Here is a 23,323-nt window from a genome sequence, read left to right as displayed (position 1 = left end):
AGTTCTCTGTAATTTAATATAGGAGATTGATATGAAAACAGTAGAAGTAATTGTGGAACACGCAGGAAAGAACTTGAGTGCTTATATTGAAGGTGCTCCGGTTATCACTGTTGGCAATGACATGAGGGAGATTGAGGAGAATATGAAAGAAGCGATTGAATTGTATCTGGAAGATAATTCTAATCCTTGCGAAGTATTGTCCGGAGAATTCGAATTAAAATTCAAAATTGATGCTGCTACTTTTATAAACTATTATAGCAACATCTTTACCAAAGCTGCATTAAGCCGGATTACGGGAATCAATGAACGTCAGTTGTGGCATTACGCTGCCGGAGTACATAAACCCCGCAGGCAACAACTGGAAAAAATCCAAAAAGGTATCCAGGCTTTATCTAAAGAACTGTCAGCTATCAACTTATTGTAATAAGTGAAATTTATAGTAAACGCCCCATGTGTTACCAAACATTCATGGAGCGTTTTATTATTTATAGGGGGAGTGTCACTCCTTTAAAGAATCATTATACCTCATCTGATTCATTCAATCCACCAACTCGAAACTATACTTTTCAAATTCATTTCCGTTGATTATTACAGCAATTTGGTGCAGTCCGAGGTGTAACTTCCTCGTTGTGACTACCCGAAAAGAGTGTCGTCTAGTTATTTGTGTAACAGAATCCGCGGCATATTCTTTTTCGCTGATTTTATGCACTTTTTTCGTCAACGTTCCATTCGCTTTTTGGTAATAGATGCCATATTCAAGTCGTATCCTGACTTTTTTATCGTTATGATTCAGCAGCTTAAAACTGAACTCCAGCGAATCTCCGACTTTCACTTTGGGCGTTGGGATTTGGAAATTATCAATACTGATATTTTCTATAACAGAGTCAAAGCCGAACAACTCCATCATTTCCGGATTACCTTGTTTCAAGAGAGTCCGACAGCCGTGTTTAATAATCCAGTCTACTTCTTTCGACTCTCCCCGCCATTTTTTTACCAAATCAATCACCGTTTCGGGATTATCTTTCGCAATATCATTCAGATTATTGGCAACGCTCAATCGTACAAACCTTGACGGGTCATTTTTGAGATTTTCCAGAATAGGAATGATTGGCGCAGGATTCTCTTTCAAGTTCGGTAACGCCATTGCCCAGGGAAGGCGCGGGCGGCAACCCTCTGACGCAAGCCGTCTCACTCCCCAATGTTCGTGCTTGGACCAGAGCAGCATTTGCTTCATCATCTCGTCCGGATATTTAATAATAAAAGGATGGACAGCAAATTCGCAACTGGTGAACTGAGTGATTTTCTCTATCGCTCTGATAGAAGTCTCGTAGTCGTCCAACCCATATTGTTCGACATAATTATCCAGAATCGCCCCATATTCCAGTGTCAACCCGAACTTCTCATCGTCTATGACCGAAAAGTCAGGATACGTACTTTTTACATAATCCAACAGTTCGAGTATTTTGGCGATTGCATCTTTGTAATCAGTCGGCAAAAACTCTTTCAGAACAGTCGTAATATGTCTGCAACGTTGTTTTAATTCTCTGTTTTCCCATTCATCGTCCATTATCCGGGACACAAACTCGCGGGCATCAAAATCGTTGATAACGAGTTTCAAGTCTTTCGTAAATCTATCGAAAAACTGCTCGTTGTACATGTTCTTAAAAGGTTCCGCCATTTTTTCAAATAATTTAATTCATCCCCTCATTTCATCTTACCTTATAATTAAAGTATAAATGAATATAAAGTATAAGTGAGCCGCAAAAAAGATTACAGCTCACTTATACCTTCTATATAATATAACAGCAAAAAATCAATCGAAGAAACTCTTGAACTTCTTGAAAATCTTCTCCTTCACCGAAGTGTTCGGCTTGAAGTTGTCCGAAGCATCCATCTTCTCCAGCGTAGCCTTTTCCTCCTTGTTGAGAGCTTCCGGCACATAAATACTGATATTCACGAGCAAGTCCCCCGTTCCATATCCATTTACGTTCGGCAACCCCTTTCCGCGAAGGCGAAGCACTTTACCCGGCTGAGTACCCGCATCAATCTTCACTTTCACCTTGCCGTCAATCGTCGGAATCTCCACAGCGCCGCCCAATGCAGCCGTCGGGAAACTCAACAGCAAGTTGTAAATCAAGTCATTCTCGTCGCGGATTAAGTCCTGATGCGGTTCTTCCTCTACAAGAATCAGCAAATCGCCCGACACACCATTGTGTTTTCCGGCATTACCCTTGCCGCCCATCGAAAGCTGCATACCCTCTGCCACACCGGCAGGAATCTTCACCGTCACCACTTCTTCACCGTAAATGATTCCGTCGCCACCGCACTTCTTACACTTGTTCTTGATAATCTTACCCTCACCATTACAAGTAGAGCAAGTGACACGCGTCTGCATGGTGCCCAGAATCGTCTGCTGGTTGCGAATCACCGAGCCGCTGCCCTTACAGGTAGGACACGTCTCCGAACCGCCGTCCCCTTCGGCACCCGAACCATGGCAATGATCGCACGGCACATATTTCTTGAGCTTGAACTTCTTTTCCACCCCTTCGGAGATTTCCTTCAAAGTCAGCTTCACTTTCACGCGAAGGTCACTGCCGCGATACCGGCGCTGCTGCGAGCCGCCACCGCCGCCGAATCCGCCAAAACCGCTGAATCCGCCGCCGAATCCGCCGCCACGGCCACCGAAAATATCGCCGAACATAGAGAAAATATCATCCATCGACATACCTTCGCCACCGAAACCGCCGAACGGCCCGCCATTGCCTGCCGCACCGCTCACACCCGCATGACCGAACTGGTCATACCGCGAACGCTTATCCGGATTGCTCAATACATCGTAAGCCTCGGCTGCCTCTTTAAACTTCTCTTCCGCCTCTTTATCTCCCGGATTCTTGTCAGGGTGATACTGGATCGCCTTCTTGCGGTAAGCCTTCTTTATCTCTTCTACTGTGGCAGTCTTCGCCACTTCCAGTACTTCGTAATAATCTCTTTTTTCTGCCATGCTTCTTTGCCAATTACAAATTAATCTTATTCCCCTACCACTACTTTAGCGTGCCGCAGCACCTTGTCGTTCAATGTATATCCCGTCTGCACACAATCCAGAATCTTGCCTTTCTGTGCTTCCGACGGTGCAGGGATTACTGCGATGGCTTCGTGAAAATCCGTATCCAACGGTTGGTCTTTCGTCTCGATGACCTTCACCCCGTTTTGTGCCAATACAGCCAGGAATTTATTGTAAATCAGCTCGATACCCTCTTTTACGGCATTCACGTCCGTTGCCGTCTCCATCGTCTTGATGGCACGTTCGAAGTCGTCCACTACCGGAAGAATACTGCTCAGGCTCTTTTCGCCACCGTTCAGAATCAGCTCGGCTTTCTCCTTCAAGGTACGCTTGCGGTAATTGTCAAACTCGGCAGACAGGCGCAGATACTTGTCCTTCTGCTCCTCAATCGTCTCCTGAGCCTTTTCCAACTCCTGCTCAAGCTCTTCCTCATGCGTCAGCGGAGCCGCGTCCTCAGCCTGTTCGTTCTGCGGCTGGTCTTCCGCACCATTATTCAGAATGTCTTCCACATTCATCTCTTCTTCCTTCACCTTTTTTTCTTTCGGATTCATCTTGGTATTTACTATTTTACAAGTTACTATTTACTATTTAAAAACATACGTTATCTGGGTAAGATACCGTCTATAAACATACCGGACTGACCGGATGTCATTGATTTTGCCTGCAAAAACTTTGCCAAGTTGGCATTTTTGCCAAAAACGCTGCAAAGGTAACACTTTTATGTCAGATTGGCACATACCGGATAGCTCATAATTCATATAAATTGCCTACCTTTGCACGCTAAAACAGTAAATAGTAACTTGTAAAATAGTAAATAGTAACTTGCAAAATAGTAAATAAAGAAGATGATTACAGTTTCAAACGTATCGGTTCAGTTTGGTAAAAGAGTGTTGTTTAATGACGTAAACCTGAAGTTTACGAGTGGTAATTGCTATGGTATTATCGGTGCGAACGGTGCGGGAAAATCTACATTCCTCCGTACGATATACGGGGACTTGGACCCCACTACCGGTTCGATTGCCCTGGGACCGGGCGAACGTCTCTCCGTATTGAGCCAGGACCACTTCAAGTGGGACGCTTTTACCGTAATGGATACCGTAATGATGGGGCATACCGTGTTGTGGGACATTATGAAGCAACGCGAAGTATTGTATGCCAAAGAAGATTTCACAGACGAAGACGGACTGAAAGTATCCGAACTCGAAGAAAGATTTGCCGAGCTGGACGGATGGAATGCGGAAAGTGACGCAGCCATGCTGCTGAGCGGACTGGGCATTAAGGAAGACAAGCATTATACATTGATGGGCGAACTGAGCGGTAAGGAAAAAGTGCGCGTGATGTTGGCGCAAGCCCTGTACGGAAACCCGGACAACCTGCTGCTGGACGAGCCTACCAATGACCTCGATATGGAAACAGTGACCTGGCTGGAAGAATATCTCTCCAACTTCGAGCACACCGTGCTCGTGGTGAGCCACGACCGTCACTTCCTCGACTCCGTGTGTACGCATACCGTAGACATCGACTATGGAAAAATCAACATGTTTGCCGGCAACTACAGCTTCTGGTACGAATCAAGCCAGTTGGCACTCCGCCAGCAGCAGAACCAGAAGGCGAAGGCTGAAGAGAAGAAGAAAGAACTGGAAGAGTTCATCCGCCGTTTCAGCGCCAACGTAGCGAAGAGCAAGCAGACCACCAGCCGCAAGAAGATGTTGGAGAAACTGAACGTGGAAGAAATCAAACCCTCCTCACGCAAATATCCGGGCATCATCTTCACCCCCGAACGCGAACCGGGCAACCAGATTCTGGAAGTTTCCGGACTGAGCAAGAAGACGGAAGAAGGCGTAGTGCTCTTCAACGACGTCAACTTCAACGTAGAGAAAGGCGACAAAATCGTATTCCTCTCACGCAACCCGCGTGCCATGACCGCCTTCTTCGAAATCATCAACGGAAACATGAAGCCGGATGCCGGAACCTTCAACTGGGGTGTGACCATCACCACCGCTTATCTTCCCTTGGACAACACCGACTTCTTCAACACCGACCTCAACCTCGTAGACTGGCTCAGCCAGTTCGGCGAAGGCAACGAAGTGTATATGAAAGGCTTCCTCGGCCGTATGCTGTTCTCCGGCGAAGAAGTGCTGAAGAAAGTAAGCGTGCTCTCCGGTGGCGAGAAGATGCGTTGTATGATTGCCCGCATGCAGCTCCGCAACGCCAACTGTCTGATTCTGGATACTCCTACCAACCACTTGGACTTGGAATCTATCCAGGCATTCAACAACAACCTGAAGACGTACAAGGGGAATATCCTTTTCTCTTCCCATGACCACGAATTTATCCAGACCGTTGCCAACCGCATCATCGAACTGACTCCGAACGGCATCATCGACAAAATGATGGAATATGACGAATATATCACGTCAGACCACATCAAGGAACTGAGAGCGAAAATGTACGGTGATAAATAATCACGCCAACGCTTAGCCATAGCCATAAAACTAAGGCGCGGATTACGCGGATAACACGGCTTTTGTCAATCACAAATGATTGGCTGCCGTGAAATCCGCGTAATCCGCGCCTTAGTTTTTATTTAGCAATCCGTGCCTGATTTTTATTGATAAGCCCCACTCACACATTTCATGTGATAAGTTTCCCTATACATCTCATGTGATAAGTTTCCCTATACTTCTCGTGTGATAAGTCTCCTTATACATCTACTTCTTCCGTCAGCGCCAGTTCCCAACTGCGCCACACAACAGTTATCAGTTTCAGTCCTCCTTTCTCACGGGCTTCCGCCACACATTCATCCCCACTGTAACTCCGGATATATCCTTCGCCATGCGTCGCTTTCCGGTAAAGGTCCGTGCCGTAAGTTGAAAGAATAGTATTCGTAAAATTATCATATTCATCAATCAGGAGATAAATCTTGATGTCTCCCTTGAGAGTAGCGTACGAATTGATAGCGGACAGCAATGCTCCCGGTTCTTCGAGTGTCTCCGCATTCAGCACATCCCAGATTTCCTTTCCCAATATATGCTCGTACTTTTGCAGAAAATGTCTGAGTTTCCCGCAACAATGCAACCGGAAAGATTCTTCCACCTCATTGATATTCGAGCTCACCTCGGAGAAATTAAATCTCATGATGAGAAACTGGTTATGTATCGGCGTAGGATGCTTCCCGATATACAGATTGCCGAACAATTCGTCGAACTGGTCGGCATACCGGACATCATAATAGGCTTCCAGCATAGCCAGCGTGAGACTTTTCCCGAAACGCCGGGGACGAATCAGAAACAGGTAAGACGGTTGCATTTCTATCTTTTCGATAAACATCGTCTTATCCACATAATAATAGTTTTCTTTCTGGATGCGTCCGAAGTCCGTCAATCCGTATGGTATTTGCTTCAGCATATTGCGATTCCTTTCTTTATTCATCGTTCATATCGAAGCAAATATACGGAAAAACGGATGAGTGTGATTGTTTTTACGTCACCTATTTATCCGTTTATCCGCCATTTCGTAAAAAACTGCCCTCTTACGGGAAAATTACAACTCCAACCCCTTCTGAACCGGCAGTTGCGGGCGTATTGAATTTTCCGTGCGTTCTTCCTGTGAATATTCCACTACCCAATATTCCGTCACTCCGTCTTTGGTTTGTCTTGTCCGGAATTTATTGCCGTTGAGTACGGCGACGAGCATTTGCTGTGTTTGCCGGTTTGACTGGATGCGTCCGTTCAGGCTTATTATTGATAGTAGAGAGGATGCGGAATACCATTTAGCGTTAATATCCTTTCCTTTCGCCGCACGGAAATAGAAGAACAGATTCTCTTCAACCGGTTCTTTCAGACGGAAATTCTCGTTTCTGCTATTCAGGCTCGTAATCTCGTCCCCTTCATACCAGTATTGGAAACCTTGCCGGTAAAGGGCCAAAGCCTGTGAATAAATCCCCTGGTGATTGACCGGACTGCTATAGTCGATACTGTTGACGATACTCAGCAGGATACGGCGGCTTTCGCCAAACTCCTGCACACAGTACGGATTGTTGGTACTTGCCACGAACGACGCGTGGCGGATAAACGTACTCGATTGCAAATCGTACACTTTGCGCTCGGTTATCTTGTCCTGCACGATGATACGTTTCAAGTCTGCCAATTGGTTGGCGAGTATTCCGTCAAACTCTTCCAGGTTGATAATGAGGCAAGTGGACAACATCAGCATATGGTCTTTGTTGTCCGGATTGATTCTACCGTTGCGGTAATACGTGCGCAGCTCGGGCGGCAACAAATTACGGATGAAAGTACTTTTTCCTACCCCTTGCTTACTGTGAAATACCAGCATTTCCTGATTCTGCACTTCATCATCCAGCGCACATGCCACCAGTCCCACCAGCCATCGGCGGAAGCTGCTTTCCCAGAACGGCTGGTCTTCGGCTTGCACCCTGGCGGCGAGTTGCCCGATGTAATCCGTCACACCGTCCCAAGGGGGCAGGGAAGAGAAGTAGTCGGCAAACGGATTGACATCAGGCGTGAGGCTTGAGTCAATCACAGCTTTCAGCATCGGCAACGAGCAGTAGACAGACGACAATTGCAGATGCGTGTAGATGGAATTGAAGTCCTTGCCACGCATCGCCACGAAGGGAAGGGGAGCGGCTGAGCCGGCAAAAGGACGGAATTCCACACTGTCCAGAATCGTGTTGCGACGGAATTCGTAATGTTCCCGCAGGAAATCGACCACTTTCTGCACGAGCGGCTTCTTTTGTTCCTCTTCGTTGGCGTCAGTCTTGCTGGTGTAGAGATAGGAGTTGCGCAGCGGAGATTCAGCGTCAAAATCCGGCTCACTGCCGAAATCGTGCAGCGTCATGCGTACGGCATCTTCTTCGGCGATGTGGCGGGTGTAGCATTGGTTGCCCAGGCAGTAGATGAAACAGTCACGGCTGTTGCGTTCAAAGTGGAACTTCCGTTTCGTATATTCCACCGCTTTCCGGAATTCCATTTGTGACACGGGGTCAATGTCGGAAATATCCGGGCGGTTTGCGTCGTTCGTGCCGGGGAGGCTTGCGTCTTCCTGAGTTTTCCGCAGCGCCTTTTTCCGCTTTGAGGGGGTTGATTCTTCCGGCAATGGCAGTTGGACAGTGACGTTTAGCGCGGTGACGCCTGCCAACCGTTCTTCGGAAAAGAACACATCCGGGTCATAAGTGGCATACATGCCTCGGCTCAGGTCGCTGCCGCTGGGGTCTACTTTGCTGTCCAGCAGCCGGGCGTAATAGCGGGAAGTCAGTTCAAACATTCGTTTGTGATAATGTTCCAGTTCGGCATATGTCACTGTATCCTTTGCCTCAAGTTCCGCACGCAGGCGCACCGCCTCTTCTGTTTTCAGGTAGACGAGCAGTTTCAGCCCGTGGCGGCGCGGACTAAGCGCGCAGCCTATCGTGTCAGGATCGTTCTCGGCAAGAAGGCGTAGGCGGGGAATGTCTTCCGCCGGCATTTCGTCGAAGTCCAGTACCGGCAGGTCGTTATAGGTCGAAAGGCTGTGGGGCAGACGGCAGGCAGAGTAATTGGCAGTCAGGGTGAAGTAAGGTAATTGGCGTTTTATGCTGTCGGCTTTCGCCAAATTGCCTTCGCTGAGAGCTGTCTCTATTTGTTCGATTTTCTGATGATACATACTACTGCCTATCTGTTCAAAGAATTTGCAGAGTTCAACCTGTCCGATAACTTTGGAATACCCGCGATAGCAGGTTACATAAAATTGATTCATAATGATAATTAATTAATGAGTTATAAAATTCTTTTTATTAACATGTGTCTGTTGCAGAAAAAAGGAAAGTACGTCGTGTGACTTTGGATTTTAGATGTAGCAGCATTTGTTTTCGTCGGTAAAGATACAGCCTCTTTTTGGAACGGAAAAAAACATTTTCCATCCCGAAAAGAGGCTATAAATTGTAGTGTGGAGTAAATAGAGTTTTCTTATTCTCCATAAAGAGTTATGCGCAGTTTCTGTACACATCTACTAAGCTGAGATTCTGACAGATACCCCTCTTTGGCATTTGATATGCGGAAGTCAGCCATCTGCATAGCCATTTGGGCGATGGTGCGCGGGTGAGTTTTTTCCGACAGGAGTGTGTTGTCGTCGAAGAACTTCACGAATGGTGTAAGATATTCGTTTCGTTCGTTCGGGAAAACTTCTTTTTTGTGCTTTCTGAAGTACTTCAGCAGTCTTATGCCGGCTTTTTCCGACTCGGGCAAATCGCTCTTGTTGTAGAGATCCAACTGCTGGACGTGTTCGTTTGTTACTTGAAATTCAAACACAAAAATGTTTCTTTTTCCATAATTTGAATTGTTTTTATGAATTAATAATTATTTATAAAAAGACGCAAATATAGTACTTCCTCTCTGTTGAATAAAGATTTTTTAGGAAAAAACTTATTGAAGCCGTGTTTCCCGATATTTTTCTGTATTTTTCTTCTTATTATATATGTTTTTTATACAAAGCGCACGCACATTAAAACTAGAGGTGGTATCACCACCACCAGATTCTAATGTATGCGTGCGCTAATAAAAAAAGAACATATTCCGTACGCGTGCGGATGCGTACATTATTATATAAGAAAAGCTATAGTCAGCTTATTTTAGATTGCCATGTATGGGCTGGAATATCATTATAGCAAATCTTTTTTTCATTATAGCTAATCCGGATTTCATTATAGCTAATCTCGATTTCATTATAGCTAATTTCATTTTCATTATAACCGATTTTTTTTCATTATGGTCCATCAAAATCCACTATAAAGAAATTCACGGCTCATCCAGATACTTCACGATGAGCCGCACTTGCCTTGCGCTGTAAGCGTGGTCATTCTTACCTTCGCCGCCGCTATACATTGCGTCATACAGTTCCTTGTTATTTCTGATCCACTCCCTCATTTTCCGCATGGCATACACCAACGGTACATAAGGATTGTATAGATGTGCCAGTTCCGACTTCAAATACGGTCGTATGACAAACGGCTCTTCTGCCGGTTCTTCCTTTTCTGCTTTCATATCTTCGGAAAATTGATTTTATCGTATTCCAAATATACGAAAAATCCCCCGGACAGCCAACAGTATAAGTAAAATAAAATCAATCCGGATTAAAGTAAATACACTCTGAATGAAACTGAATCAAAGTAGGACAAACGGAGACAAAGTACGTCATTTCACCCCACTGTAATATAGTACCTTTGAGGTATCGAAAGAGAAAGAAACAGAGCTCGTTCATCTCTCCCGATACCCATTGCGACAACCGCAATCTGTAACATTTATTTTTCAATTTTTAATTCTCAATTTTTAATTTAAAAAAATTATCATGGCAATACCATTTAAAAGAATGGGTCGTAAAGACCCGAGAAAGGTTGACGGGGTGGTGAAGTTTCACCCGCAACTTGTGACGCAGGGACAGAGTGTAGACCTGGATAAACTCGCTTACACCATGAAGGACAAAAGTTCCTTGTCGCTGGGCGATATCCAGAGTGTGCTGACCAATCTCGTAGAAGCGATGCGTGCGGCACTGTTCGACGGCAAATCCGTCAATATTCGTGATTTCGGTGTATTCAGCCTTTCCGCCACCACATTGGGAGCGGACACGAAGGACAAGTGCACGATGAAGAACATCAAGGCCGTGAATATCAACTTCCGTCCTTCGAGCAGTGTCCGTCCCAACCTGGCATCTACCCGTGCCGATGAGAAAATCGAGTTTCTCGACCTCGACGCGCCCAAGAAAAAGAAAACCGAGGGTGAGGGCAACCCCGACGACGGTGGCAGTGAGAATCCCGGTGGCGGCGGAGACGATGGCGGTGAAACTCCCGATCCGGATCCGGCAGCATAAGTAATTGCCGACTGGCAGTAGACAATTAACATTTAGTTATGCTATGAGAAAGATTGATTTGATTGTGATTCACTGTTCCGCCACGCGCGAGGACCGTTCGCTTACCCCGGATGACTTGGAAACGATGCACCGCCGCCGCGGATTCAACGGCACGGGCTATCACTACTACATCCGCAAGGATGGGACAGTCCACCTCACCCGTCCGGTAGACCGCATCGGGGCACACGCCCGAGGTTTCAATGCTCACTCGATAGGCATCTGCTACGAAGGTGGTCTGGACTGCCGGGGATGTCCGGCGGACACGCGGACACCGGCTCAATGGTCTTCGCTGTGGCAACTAGTGAATCTGCTGCTTGAGAAACTTCCCGGCTGCCGCGTATGTGGTCATCGCGACCTCTCGCCGGACCGCAACGGAAACGGGGAAATCGAACCGGAAGAGTGGATCAAGGCGTGCCCGTGCTTTGAGGTGAAAGACGAGTTTTCAGGAAAAGAGTAACTAAGGGAAAAAGTAACCAAAGAAAAAGGGTAACAAAGAACAAGAGTAACTAATCATTTAAAGAGTCGGAAAGGAGGTGTGTAAAATTATGGCAATGAAAAGTTCCCTTTGGGATACTATTTTGAAGGTAGTTATCGCGGTGGCTTCGGCAGTGCTCGGTGCGCTGGGCGGTAATGCGATGAATCTGTAAAAAGAAAGTTCATGAACAGGGCGGGAGACAGTCTATCGTTTCCCGCTTTCTTATTTTATTCTATTTATACAATTTTATTATTCAACCAAAGATGGCAAAACAATGAAAAGAAAAGCAATCTTACAATTAGGAGGCTCTTTGATATGTCTCCTTCTATTGGCTATGCCGATATGTGCGCAAGATAATGTACCAGCGTTTATTCCTGCTTCCACACACGATCCGTCTGTACAATCTCCCCAACTGGCAGCTATAAAACGTCATGATAACCTACCGGTAGATTTAAACACGGGAGGGATAAGCTTGGAAATTCCCTTAGTCAGTTGGAATGACCAGGATTTTGAATGTCCCGTATCTCTTTCGTACAGTTCGGCCGGTTTCCGACCGAGAGAACAAGACAACTACGTGGGGCGGAACTGGATGTTGAACGTAGGAGGAGTCGTCTATCGAAAAGTGAATGGCGTGCCGGACGACATCAACTGGGGGTTGATACCCATAGCGGGCGATGCAGGACCGTCGAATTACCAATATGCCAACGGCTTTCTCAATATGCTGGGAAAACATCAGTTCAATCGCGACGAAATGTCGCAGAACTATCGCACAAATCCCTATAAATATGCTGCTTATAAAGATGATGTATCTTGCTTGCCTTTCATTCCCGGAACGAAGGACGTTGAAGTATCGGCAGACATATTCTATTTTTCTGTAGGCAAACATTCCGGCAAGTTTATGGTTAATTTTGACGGTAGCGTGAGCGTGTCAGGCAACAATGGCGGTAAATACAAAGTAGACCTGAGCGATATGGCGATATTTGATTCTACCACGTCCCGGGAAACCCGGATACGCATCATGACCGATGACGGATATATCTATACTTTCGGTGGAGGAGGATATTCTTCACTGGAATACAATGCACTCGCTTGGAAAGATCATATTTCCTCTGTAAACATCCAGCCTCAATATAGCCGGAATGAAATCAGCGCTTATTATCTGACAGAGATACAGGCTCCCAACGGACGGAAACTAACTATTAAATATAAGGATGATATTAATCAAGAATATCATAAAAAGCCGGAGATGCTGAGCACTTTATACGAAAAGCCAATTTCCGAGATAAAAAGAACAGCTCTGCAATATTCACTGTCGGGCATGTCGAAGAGCCAATCTTATCGAAGTGCGCCACATAACTTTGATGAAAACCAGGCTTTTGAACCGGAACTTCCCAGAAGTTACGCACTCACCAAAGTGGCTTTGATTGACCGTATATCAACAACAGATTGCGAAATAAGCTTCACTTATTCTGCCCGTGAAAAGTACACGGACTATGGGAGGGGAAGCTTGACTCAGGAAAGCTTTCCATATACCTGCGGAGTCAAATTGGACGAAGTGAATCTCTCGTGCCGGTCTTATTCGGAGAAAGCTCAATTATCTTATACCTATGAGTTTGGCGACCGGATGTTTCTCCGCAGCGTGAAAAACAATGAAGGGAGATATGATTTTCAATATAAAGTTGCCGGCATTGTCTCTCCGCCGACTCCGCTGACTTACAACATTGACCATTGGGGATTCTGGAGAGGATTGCAAAACAACTCGGGTATCATCCCCCGCATGAAACCGGGTACACTTTTCGATCAGGATTACATCATTACTAGCAACGACCGGGATGCCACAGGAGAATGCTATGACTACACCCTCTTACAGGAGATGACGTACCCTACCGGAGGCTATACCCGTTTCGAATATGAACCGCACCGGTATTCCATCGTCCCCCGACCGTCATTTAACAGTAGTTACTACATCAAATCGGAGTATCCGGATGGGGTGCAAGACGCACCTGCAGGTGGAGCACGTGTGAAATCCGTTACCCATTACGAGCAAAACAAAGCTGTGAAAAAGGTCATTTATACCTACGGTTACACTGCGTGTATGGGAGAACTTACATACATGCCCTATTATAGATATCTTGCCCATTTAATCAATAGGAAAGGAGAGAATGTAATTAGCTACATCAGTTTAGACAGTGAGGGAATTACCGATATTCCTTACCCATCGGTACATATTCGCTATCCGGAGGTAACGGAACACTATGTGGATCCTGCTGCTAAAGACTTGTCTGAGAAGCACCCTTATAAAACTACGGAATTTGTACACAACCTGGCAAGTATCAACAACTACGAGGATGATTTTTCATATGTCACTGCTCCGAATATTTTCGGTCTCGATCCTGATGATACATTCAAATACGAAGACATAAAGCTTTATAATCGCAATCTATTGGCACATCCAACCGTCGATGTCTCCCTGAAATACGGCAAAGTTCAGAAAGAGAGTTTTTATAATGACGAAAAGAAACTGGTGGCACGGACAGAGTACGAATACAACTATCTGAATAGAGATAAAGGTGCGCTCCGAATCTATACACCGGCGCCTCATTTTGGCCTGAAAACAGGGTTGTATAGTCACATCATCAACGAGCCCTTTTACGAGTATGCATTACTGAAAAAGACGACTTCACGCTATATGCCGGACAACGATATCAAAGCCCTGCGAACACCGGAATGGTATGAATATGACAAAGACGGATATTTATCTCGCCACTCCGTTTTAAAAAGTGACGGAGACTCGCTTGTAGATAGCTATACCCGTATTCATCGAAATACCGGCTATGGCATACAAGTACTTCCTTCCGAATATTCCCACCGCATGACCGGTTCGGACAAGAATATCTTGCTGAAGCGAGACACCGTCAGTTACAGTGTCTGTCAGTCTGCCAACGCTTCGGATAGGTGGTACGTGCCACAAGTTGTCACCTCTTTTGACGGAAGCGGAAAGGTTCAAAACATGAAAGAATACCTTCACCGTGACGTTTATGGCAATCCGACAGAGATAGTGACCAATCATTCGGAGCATATCATTTATCTGTGGGGATACTACGGAAAACATCCGGTGGCACAGATAAAAAATGCGACTTATAGCGAAGTGGGGAGTGCGTTGGGCAAGACTCCTGAGAGTTTGTCCCAGCTATATTCTTCCGATTCATCTGTTGCAGATCTGCAAGCACGTTTGCCTAAAGCAGAGGTGACTACCTATACTTATCATCCGTATGCGGGGATAAGCAGCGAAACCACTCCCGATGGAAAAACCACTTATTATGATTATGACGCAAAGGGACGGCTTATAAAATCTTATCGTACCGGTGAAAACGGCAAGCAAGAGATTCTTCAACTGAACAATTACCATATTATTAATGAATAAATATCTATCCGAAACATGAAAACAACATTTTCAAGATTGATACTGGCATTTGCCTTTCTGTTGGCGGCAAGCACAACTTCGGCAGAAGAAACAGACCTCAAAGAACTGCGTTATATATACGAAAACCATATAGAAACCAATGATGCTTCAACAGAATACCTTTTCCACTTGGAGTATCCGATGGTAGTGACGGTCAATCATGCCGGAACTTTGGCAGATAGCACTTCTCTTTGTTTATGGAAGAGGGCGGAAGAAGGGACAGCTTATGCTTTGATAACGGAAGCTCATGATTATAGTCGCGCTAAACGCACCGCCAGTTTATGGGCCAGCACTGATGCCGCAGGCAAAGTAAGAGGGGATACATTGAATCTGACAGATGCACAAGCATTCGTTTGTATGTCATTACCGGCGGGATACTACAAACTGACCGGAACAAGAAAAGGAGAAAAGCTCCATTCGGACTGTCTGCCGGAACTAAAAACAAATATTTATGCGCAAGCTGCGTCGGCTTCACAGAATGCTCCGATAGTGATTCCGTTATATCAGTCGGTGATTTCCAATTGGAATGCAGCATATCGGGGAAAACGAACATTATACTATCAACTTTCCGTGGAATGTAATATGACCATTGACATAGAAGCATATGAAACCGGAAGCAGCACACTGATTTTGAAGGATGAAAAAGGCGGGATGATAGCGCAAAGCGTAGAAAGTAAGATAACACAACAGGTATTGGCTCCCGGCAAATATATGGTAAGCGTTCCTGTGGAAGACGGATACTGCAATGCGAACATAAGAATCACTGTGGCGGATCAGATGGGCAATACGATAGATAATCCTATTCCAATAGACAAAAACGGATCTATCTATATCAGCACCGATATATCTCAACTGGCTGATACATACGGCGAAAAGGAAAAAGACATTTTCTATTCTTTCAATTTGGAAATGAGCTCATGGTGTCATTTCTATGTTTATTATTCATCTCGACCCGAGAAAAGTCGGGTTTTCATGACCTTGCTTAATGAAAGAAAAGAGGTGATAATGAAGGCTCCCTTCCGTATGTATAGTACTGAACTGTACTGCGACCTTGAACCGGGCATATATTATCTGTTTTGCGAAGGGGGAGAAGGACTTGACGGAGCTTTAGTTTTAAATGGGTTCATCCATCCGGAGCCCGATCCGGAACCTGAACCAACGCCAGAACCTGATCCGGAACCAAAACCTGAACCTGAACCTGAAATCCCCGAGCAGCCGGAAAGTTATATTCCTTCCGCCACCCGAAACTACATTCAAACGATTGCCCCGACTATCGGCAGTGACTCCGTAGCCAATTTCTCCTACTTGAGCAAAGCCCGGCATCAGATTCGATATTACGACCATTTGGGAAGACCTGTTCAGGAGATTGAATATAAAGCCTCGCCTGTGAGAAAGGATTTGATAACGTATCGCGAATATGACGAACTGGGACGTGACAGTCGCCAATGGCTACCTGCCGAGCGTGCCGGGAACACATCGGGAGTATGGATGCAACCGGAAGACTTCATTTCGAATGCCGGCAAACTATATGGTGATAACTATGCCTGTAACTCTACTGTTTATGACGGTTCGTCATTAAACCTCATAAAGGAAGAATACGGCCCCGGAGAAAAATGGCAAACTTCCGGACACGGCATCAAGCATGATTACCGTGTCAACACATCCGACGACCATTGCCTATGGTTGAGCAGCGGGGGAGCAAGGGAGCTTCCCCGGCTCCTACAGCATGGCACATATCCTGCCTATGAACTAAAAACAGAGTCGGCGGAAGATGAAGACGGACATACGGCCTACAGCTTCACCGACAAGCAAGGACATGTCATTTTAAACCGAAACATCGCTGATAATGATACACTGGACACCTACCATGTGTATGACGACTACGGTAACTTGTGCTTCGTCCTGCCGCCCGTAGCTACCGATAATTTCTCGTCACTTCTTCAGACGGGAGAACTACCGGATGGCGAAGCTTGCCGGACTATGTTAGATAAATACGCCTATCAGTATTGTTACGACTATCGCAACCGCTGCATCGCAAAGAAGCTTCCGGGCTGTGACTGGCAGGAAATGATCTATGACACCACTGACCGCTTGCTTTTCACCCGCGACGGCAATCAAAGGAAACGTGATGAATGGAGTTTCCAACTTTCAGACTTGTCGGAACGGTCTGTATTATCGGGTATCTATCACGGAACATTAAACGCCTCTCATTATGACGCATTAAACGTATACGCCAGTTTTGAACCGGAAAACACTTCGGCTCTCTACGGCTACGTGCTTCATTATCCGTCGGGAATCAATCCGGACAGCCTTGAAGTTCTGAAAGCGAATTATTATGATGCATATGATTTTAAAGGGTATTTGCCAGGCTTCAATGCTTCGCTGGACTATGTGGAGGATGAGAATTACGGCAAGCAATATGCAGACAATTCCAATCTGCATTGCAAAGGCTTGCTTACCGGAAGCATGACCCGCACGCTGGAAAGCGGTGAAGAATTATACGGTTGTTATTATTACGATTACAACCGAAATTTAATCCAGTCACGCCATACTACTTTGAACGGCATTACTTTGGTGAAAAAGTCTTTCTTTAACTTTAGCGGAAATCCTACTGCTGTTTGTGAAGAATATGGTGGTGATATCGCTTTAAGCAAGAACTACACTTATGACCATTCGGGAAGGCTGACCCGTGAGAATCATGTATGTGGAAACGATACCATCGGCTTCCTCTACTCTTTCGATGAAATCGGCAGAATGAAAAGGCTTACCCGCATCAACGGAAAAGATTCTCTGACCACTACCAACTGCTACAACATTCGTGATTGGTTGACGGCTATCGACAGCCCCGTTTTTAAACAGTCGCTTCACTATACGGATGGTACGGGTACTCCTTGCTACAACGGTGATGTCAGCAGCATGACCTGGCAGACGGATACATTGACAACATATGGTTATAAATTCTCCTACGATGGCCTTTCACGATTGAAAGACGCCGTTTACGGTGAAGGAGCTTCTTTGACCGATAACTCAAACCGGTTTAATGAGCAGGTGACGGCATATGACAAGATGGGAAATATCCTTGGTTTGAAACGATACGGACAGACCGCTTCTTCTGTATATGGCTTGATTGATGATTTGTCTTTGTCTTATAATGGTAATCAATTGCAAGTTGTAAATGACAACTCTGTGAGTTCGGTGTGTGCCAATGGCTTCGATTTCAAAGACGGGGCAAAGCATGATGTGGAATACTCTTATGATGCCAATGGTAATTTAACACAAGATTTAAACAAAAAGATTACTGGTATTCAGTATAATTGTTTAAATTTACCCAGTCGGATACAGTTTGAGGATGGGAATAGCATTTCTTATCTTTATGATGCAAACGGAACAAAACTTCGTACTACACACATAATAGATGGAAACACGACTACCACCAACTACTGTGACAATGCGATCTATGAAAATGGAATGCTTGACAAGTTGTTGACCGGACAAGGATACATCACTCTTTCGGATACTGTCTATCATTACTTCTTACAAGATCATCAAGGAAACAATCGTGTAGTTATTGACCAAAACGGGCTAGTGGAAGAGGTGAATCATTACTATCCGTTCGGTGGGTTGATGGCTTCTTCTTTTGGTTCAGTTCAGGACTATAAATATAATGGTAAGGAACTAGACAGAAAGAACGGGTTGGATTGGCATGATTACGGAGCAAGAATGTATGATGCAGCGATAGGAAGATGACATGTAGTAGATCCTTCGGCTGAAAAGTTTCCTTCATTAAGTGCATACAATTATTGTTTGGATAACCCAATTAAACATGTCGATCCGGATGGGAATCAACCAAGACCTACAAGACCACCTGTAAGAAGAGGATATAGGAATGCGGGCAGACCTAATCCTTATGCATTTTATCCAAGAGGTGTGAGACCGCAGTCTTATACGCAAAAGACTTCTGTGTCTTATCGTGGGAAAGGAACAAGGCAAATAGTAGCAATGGAACCACCTATTCTTTTACAAACAGTCAATACTCCTGGGGGAAATGAGGTGCAGATGAGTAATAATAATGAGTGGGGAATGAAAATCTCTGGCGGCATAGATCTTGTAAATAGCTATAAGGATTTCAAAGAATTGCTGATTAGTCTCGTTAGTACTGTACGTTATGGAGAAAATGGCGTCGTTCAAAACAGTACAGAGATAGTAATTGATGACCCTCGATTGGCTATGCAACAGCTTGAGTATGAAGCAGAAGCAAGAGATATCGAAAAGGAATTGGGAGAAGTCGATTTTACAGGTAAATCAATGATAGAAATTATTGAAATGCTTGCCGAACGTAAACAAGTCATACAAGATAGACTCGGCTTATCTCCAAAAGAAATTATACAGACTGAATTTTATATTCATCCCGAAAGATTTCAGCCTGGAGTAACAGTAAGACGGGTTTTGCCGACAATTATTCAACATTAATATATTTATGAGGAAAAGAAAGAAAAAATGGACGACTAAGAACACCCATATTGAAAGGAAGAAAAAACAAGAATATTATGATAAAGACTTCACCGGATGGGTAGCAAAAATAGGATCATGGATGATACTTATTGCAGCAATTATTTTTATAATTGTTGTCGCATTTAATAATCATATTGTAGGCTATGACCACTTTATCGGTATACCTCGTGAATGGATACATTCTTTATTAAAGTAGCAGTTATCCACCCTGATATAAGTTGAACTAAAAACAACTTATATCAGGGTTCATACTTATCCTTTGAAATATATTTCTCAGATTTTGAATAAAAAGTGTTATTATCCAATAAATTTATTCTACCTTTACGATACAAAACTAATCTCCAGGATAGAAAGCACTCAACACTGCAATATACCCTCTTGATTGATAGTAAAATAAGAATGTTGAGTTTAACTAATATACTATTATACTATGGCACACAAACTTTTTATAGCAGGGTTAATAATATTCTGTCTTGTCTCATGCAAATCCGAGAGTGAATGGGAAGAATTTGATGACCCGATATTTATTACTTATCTTCATGATCATTATGATATTCCTATTACAGAAAATGGACATATCGACTTGAACGACGAAACTACATTAAGAGCCCTGGGGGAGATTAAATCTTTAAATCTTGATGAGGTACAATGCATAAGTCTGACAGGTATTAATAATCTGGTCAGTCTCACTCGATTATCTTGTAACGGCAACCGATTGACATCTCTTGATGTTAGTTATCTACGAAACCTTCGCCAGTTTTATTGCTCAAATAATTATTTGAAAACCATTAATGCAAGTGGATGTGCTAATTTAGGGATACTTTGTTGCTCAAACAATCAAATTCAGAATTTAAAACTTAGAGAATGTACAGAGATGATACATATAGATTGCAGAAACAATCGAATCAAAGAATTGGATATGCGAGATTGTAACAAACTTAATATTTTATACTTCGACCCGCAAACTGACAATGAGAATAATATTCAAGAACTAACTATCTTAATGTCTCTCGAATTGAAAAAAAGATGGGAAAATGAAGGATGGGGGAAGCAGAATCCTAATGTGATAGCTATTTTTTTCTAATAAGAACATATGAAAGACGAAGGTTGTCCATCTTATACATCAACCTTATGTCAGGGGGGATATGAATATTAAATGTTTGTATTTGTATAAAATAAGCCTTTTTTAGTTTGCTCGAATGTAATAAGTTGGTGGTTCTGTTAAGTGGCTTTCAGAAAAAGACGCAAAAGACCCCACCCGAAGAAATAAAAAGAGCCGAACGACTTATGACCAGTTTATATCAGGGTAATTCTTTTGGTTTTCTATAATTAGCCGAAAAGTATGCCATGAAATAGTTATATTTATATGAAAAGTGTATTTTATCAGTCTTAATATTATTCGAAAAGTGTATATTTGTGGCCTGATAAATTATAGAAAAGTGTAATATGCTATATCGTAAGATTGAAAGTTATATCGAGAACTATTTGCAGACGGACTCTAACAAAGTATTGATCGTCGATGGGGCACGGCAGATAGGTAAGTCTTTTATTATCCGTCATGCCGGACAGAAACTCTATAAGAACTATATAGAGGTAAACATGGAAGAGGATAAGTTGGGAGATAGAATCTTTGCGGATGCCAAGACTGTGAATGATTTCTACCTGGCATTGAGTGTAGTGGCGGGTGACAGGATGAAAGAGCGTATGGATACGCTTGTTTTTATTGATGAGATTCAGGCTTATGACCATCTGCTCACCTTGTTGAAGTTCTTGAAGGCGGACAACCGATTTACCTATATAGCGAGTGGTTCATTATTAGGTGTAACATTGAAAAATACATCTTCTATTCCTTTAGGAAGTATTGAGATTAAACACATGTATCCTATGGATTTTGAAGAGTTTATCATTGCCAATGGTATAGGTGAACTTGCTATTTCCACTATGAGGACTCAGTTTCTGCAAAGCCAGTCCTTACCTGATTCTCTACATGCTAAAATGCTCGACTTATTCAAGAAATATTTGATTGTAGGCGGATTGCCTGATGCTGTGAAGACATTTGTTGAAGAGAAGAATGTGATGGCTATCCGTAAAATACAGGAAGATATTCTCACCCTTTATGGCGTAGATGCTTCAAAGTATGAAAAAGACCATGCAAAATTGAAGATACAGCGTGTGTATAGCTTGGTTCCATCCAATTTGGAGAACAAGAAAAAACGTATGGTGGCAAAAGATATTGAAGGGAAGAAAGGTAAGCGAATGGCAGATTATGAGGAAGAATTTGATTATCTCATCTCTGCCGGAGTAGTTCTGGAAGTGAAAGCTATCAGTGCTCCCAGTTATCCCTTAGTGGAGAACTGTGGCAAGAACTTGCTCAAACTCTATTTGAATGATGTGGGGTTACTCACGGGTTTGTTCTTTAAGAATAATATACAGGCTATTATGCAGGACGTACAAAGCATAAATCTAGGTTCGGTTTATGAAACGGTTGTTGCTCAAGAGTTGCGTGCACATGGATTTAATTTGTATTACTATGATAATAAAAATAATGGAGAAGTCGATTTCTTGATAGATGATGCTGATAATCTTAGTGTGATACCTTTGGAAATCAAATCAGGCAAAGACTACACTGTTCATAGTGCGCTCACTAAGTTCTTGAAAGTAGAAACATATAATATTCACCAGGCGTTTGTCCTGTCTAATGAGCAGAAGGTTTATCAGAAAAGCGGAGTTACTTATATTCCTATTTATTATATTATGTTTTTTGAGCCTGATGATGCGGTAATTGGAACGTTTTAAAGAGATTATTTGCCCTGATATAGGCTGATTAAACTCAACCGATATCAGGGCAATTCTTTTCTTCTTATTTCTTATAAACCAACTTGCTCGGCACACCGTCTCCAAACAAACTATCGCCCAGCGTTGTAATCTTGTCTCCCGTAGCCAACACATAACGCAGGTTGTCGCATCCCATAAATGCCCCGAACTCAATAGCTGTCACACTAGCCGGCAGTTCCAAAGTACCGCACAGGCGACCGCAGTTGCTGAACACGCGCTGTCCGATAGACTTCAGATTATGAGGCAATTTCATATTCAGCAGATACTTCTTTTGCGCGAAAGTAAAATCGGGGATAGCCGTTGCATTTGTTTTGGAAATATCGACCGATACCAGATTCGGCATATAATCGCGGATTAGTTTGAAATCGGCATTGTCCAGTTTACCTTCAACGGTCAGGAAGTTGATGTCGCGGGGTTGAAGACCTGCTTTCAGAATCTCTTCTTCTAGTTTGCCCATAAGTCCTACTTGCAAAGTAGCTTCTACCGGTTCACCTTCGATGAAAGCAAAGTTCTGCCATCTGTCCTTGTAGCGGTAAGCGTCGCTGCTGCCCAGCGGGACGAAGATAGCGGTAACGCTGTCTGCTAATGCTTCCGGCAACAGGTTGGGAGCTGTCTTTTTGCGAATCTGGCATATTTTCAGATTCTCGCAGCCTTTGAAAGCGGCGTCTTCGATATTCTTGGTCTTTTCGGAGAGGATTACTTTTTCTAAAGTTTGTTTGCCTTTGGTCACTCCGTCCACTACGCTGGAGAAAGCATAGGCAGGGATAAAGTTCGGCATATAAATGTAGAACTTGCCGTTGGGATAGGTTCCCGATTTCCCGCTGTACATCTTTATTTCGGCATTCGAAATATCCAGCACTTTCAGGTTGTCGAACTCATCACGCAGGTGTCTGAAGTCTTCGGCATTCAATTTCCCGGTAAGGGTGAGGTGGGTGACGGCATTTGCTTCGTCCTCAGTCATCATGGAAATCAGTGTTCCCGGTTTGCTTACATAATACGTTTTACTCACTTGCGCTGTGGCCCCTAATGAGTTGGCAGCCAATAAGAAGCTTATCAATAGTAGTTTAAATTTCATAATTTT

General features: G+C 43.9%; 18 protein-coding genes and 2 pseudogenes. 12 read left to right on the top strand and 8 right to left on the bottom strand.

Going from position 1 to position 23,323, the window contains the following annotated elements; all coding sequences use genetic code 11:
- Positions 1–31: 31 nt before the first annotated feature.
- Positions 32–424, top strand: coding sequence for an antitoxin HicB (locus RDN93_RS07225; protein ID WP_308744865.1), 393 nt, complete (start codon positions 32–34; stop codon positions 422–424).
- Between the two features lie 114 nt (positions 425–538).
- Here RDN93_RS07225 and RDN93_RS07220 read toward each other — a convergent pair whose 3' ends face one another.
- The 3 genes from RDN93_RS07220 to RDN93_RS07210 form a co-directional block, all read right to left on the bottom strand.
- Positions 539–1,678, bottom strand: a complete 1,140-nt coding sequence (locus RDN93_RS07220; protein WP_308744864.1) for a DNA alkylation repair protein — start codon at positions 1,676–1,678, stop codon at positions 539–541.
- 135 nt (positions 1,679–1,813) lie between these two features.
- On the bottom strand, positions 1,814–3,001 hold the full coding sequence (dnaJ, locus tag RDN93_RS07215) for a molecular chaperone DnaJ (protein ID WP_308744863.1): 1,188 nt from the start codon (positions 2,999–3,001) through the stop codon (positions 1,814–1,816).
- Between the two features lie 26 nt (positions 3,002–3,027).
- On the bottom strand, positions 3,028–3,612 hold the full coding sequence (locus RDN93_RS07210; protein WP_308744862.1) for a nucleotide exchange factor GrpE: 585 nt from the start codon (positions 3,610–3,612) through the stop codon (positions 3,028–3,030).
- Positions 3,613–3,906: 294 nt separating this feature from the next.
- On the opposite strand from RDN93_RS07210, the gene RDN93_RS07205 reads away from it, so the two are divergent.
- Positions 3,907–5,526 carry an ABC-F family ATP-binding cassette domain-containing protein gene (locus tag RDN93_RS07205; protein ID WP_175629614.1) on the top strand — a complete coding sequence of 540 codons (1,620 nt, stop codon included), beginning with the start codon at positions 3,907–3,909 and terminating at the stop codon, positions 5,524–5,526.
- A gap of 346 nt (positions 5,527–5,872) precedes the next feature.
- Here the strand turns inward: RDN93_RS07205 and RDN93_RS07200 are convergent.
- From RDN93_RS07200 to RDN93_RS07185, 4 genes and pseudogenes are all read right to left on the bottom strand, one after another.
- Positions 5,873–6,469 (bottom strand): annotated as a pseudogene (locus tag RDN93_RS07200) (AAA family ATPase); the annotation flags it as partial.
- Positions 6,470–6,604: 135 nt separating this feature from the next.
- Complete coding sequence (locus tag RDN93_RS07195; protein ID WP_308744861.1) at positions 6,605–8,812, bottom strand: VapE domain-containing protein; 2,208 nt, start codon at positions 8,810–8,812, stop codon at positions 6,605–6,607.
- A gap of 209 nt (positions 8,813–9,021) precedes the next feature.
- Positions 9,022–9,363: a hypothetical protein gene (locus RDN93_RS07190; RefSeq protein ID WP_308744860.1), complete on the bottom strand. Its 342-nt coding sequence runs from the start codon at positions 9,361–9,363 to the stop codon at positions 9,022–9,024.
- Between the two features lie 486 nt (positions 9,364–9,849).
- Complete coding sequence (locus RDN93_RS07185) at positions 9,850–10,095, bottom strand: DUF4248 domain-containing protein (protein ID WP_308744859.1); 246 nt, start codon at positions 10,093–10,095, stop codon at positions 9,850–9,852.
- A gap of 304 nt (positions 10,096–10,399) precedes the next feature.
- Between RDN93_RS07185 and RDN93_RS07180 the strand changes: the two genes are divergently transcribed.
- The 10 genes and pseudogenes from RDN93_RS07180 (at position 10,400) to RDN93_RS07135 (ending at position 22,203) form a co-directional block, all read left to right on the top strand.
- The gene (locus RDN93_RS07180; RefSeq protein WP_308744858.1) at positions 10,400–10,918 is read left to right on the top strand and encodes an HU family DNA-binding protein; all 519 of its coding nucleotides are present in this window, start codon (positions 10,400–10,402) and stop codon (positions 10,916–10,918) included.
- 43 nt (positions 10,919–10,961) lie between these two features.
- Positions 10,962–11,414 carry an N-acetylmuramoyl-L-alanine amidase gene (locus RDN93_RS07175; protein ID WP_308744872.1) on the top strand — a complete coding sequence of 151 codons (453 nt, stop codon included), beginning with the start codon at positions 10,962–10,964 and terminating at the stop codon, positions 11,412–11,414.
- A gap of 94 nt (positions 11,415–11,508) precedes the next feature.
- A complete protein-coding gene (locus RDN93_RS07170; protein WP_308744871.1) occupies positions 11,509–11,604 on the top strand; it encodes a smalltalk protein in 96 nt (31 codons plus the stop codon).
- A gap of 102 nt (positions 11,605–11,706) precedes the next feature.
- The gene (locus RDN93_RS07165) at positions 11,707–14,856 is read left to right on the top strand and encodes a hypothetical protein (RefSeq protein WP_308744857.1); all 3,150 of its coding nucleotides are present in this window, start codon (positions 11,707–11,709) and stop codon (positions 14,854–14,856) included.
- 15 nt (positions 14,857–14,871) lie between these two features.
- Positions 14,872–18,642, top strand: coding sequence for a DUF6443 domain-containing protein (locus RDN93_RS07160; protein ID WP_308744856.1), 3,771 nt, complete (start codon positions 14,872–14,874; stop codon positions 18,640–18,642).
- A gap of 57 nt (positions 18,643–18,699) precedes the next feature.
- Positions 18,700–19,365, top strand: a complete 666-nt coding sequence (locus RDN93_RS07155; RefSeq protein WP_308744855.1) for a hypothetical protein — start codon at positions 18,700–18,702, stop codon at positions 19,363–19,365.
- A 7-nt stretch (positions 19,366–19,372) separates the two neighbouring features.
- A complete protein-coding gene (locus RDN93_RS07150) occupies positions 19,373–19,603 on the top strand; it encodes a hypothetical protein (protein WP_073348387.1) in 231 nt (76 codons plus the stop codon).
- Between the two features lie 234 nt (positions 19,604–19,837).
- Entirely contained in the window at positions 19,838–20,491 is a 654-nt protein-coding gene (locus RDN93_RS07145) for a leucine-rich repeat domain-containing protein (RefSeq protein WP_308744854.1), read from the top strand.
- 119 nt (positions 20,492–20,610) lie between these two features.
- A pseudogene (locus RDN93_RS07140) lies at positions 20,611–20,736 on the top strand (type II toxin-antitoxin system RelE/ParE family toxin); the annotation flags it as partial.
- Positions 20,737–20,853: 117 nt separating this feature from the next.
- Positions 20,854–22,203, top strand: a complete 1,350-nt coding sequence (locus RDN93_RS07135) for a DUF4143 domain-containing protein (RefSeq protein WP_308744853.1) — start codon at positions 20,854–20,856, stop codon at positions 22,201–22,203.
- Positions 22,204–22,267: 64 nt separating this feature from the next.
- Here RDN93_RS07135 and RDN93_RS07130 read toward each other — a convergent pair whose 3' ends face one another.
- Positions 22,268–23,317: a leucine-rich repeat domain-containing protein gene (locus RDN93_RS07130; RefSeq protein WP_308744852.1), complete on the bottom strand. Its 1,050-nt coding sequence runs from the start codon at positions 23,315–23,317 to the stop codon at positions 22,268–22,270.
- Positions 23,318–23,323 lie beyond the last annotated feature (6 nt).

It is taken from the genome of uncultured Bacteroides sp. (genome assembly GCF_902491285.1).
GTDB lineage: Bacteria > Bacteroidota > Bacteroidia > Bacteroidales > Bacteroidaceae > Bacteroides.
This window is presented reverse-complemented; position numbering and strand designations above follow the sequence as displayed.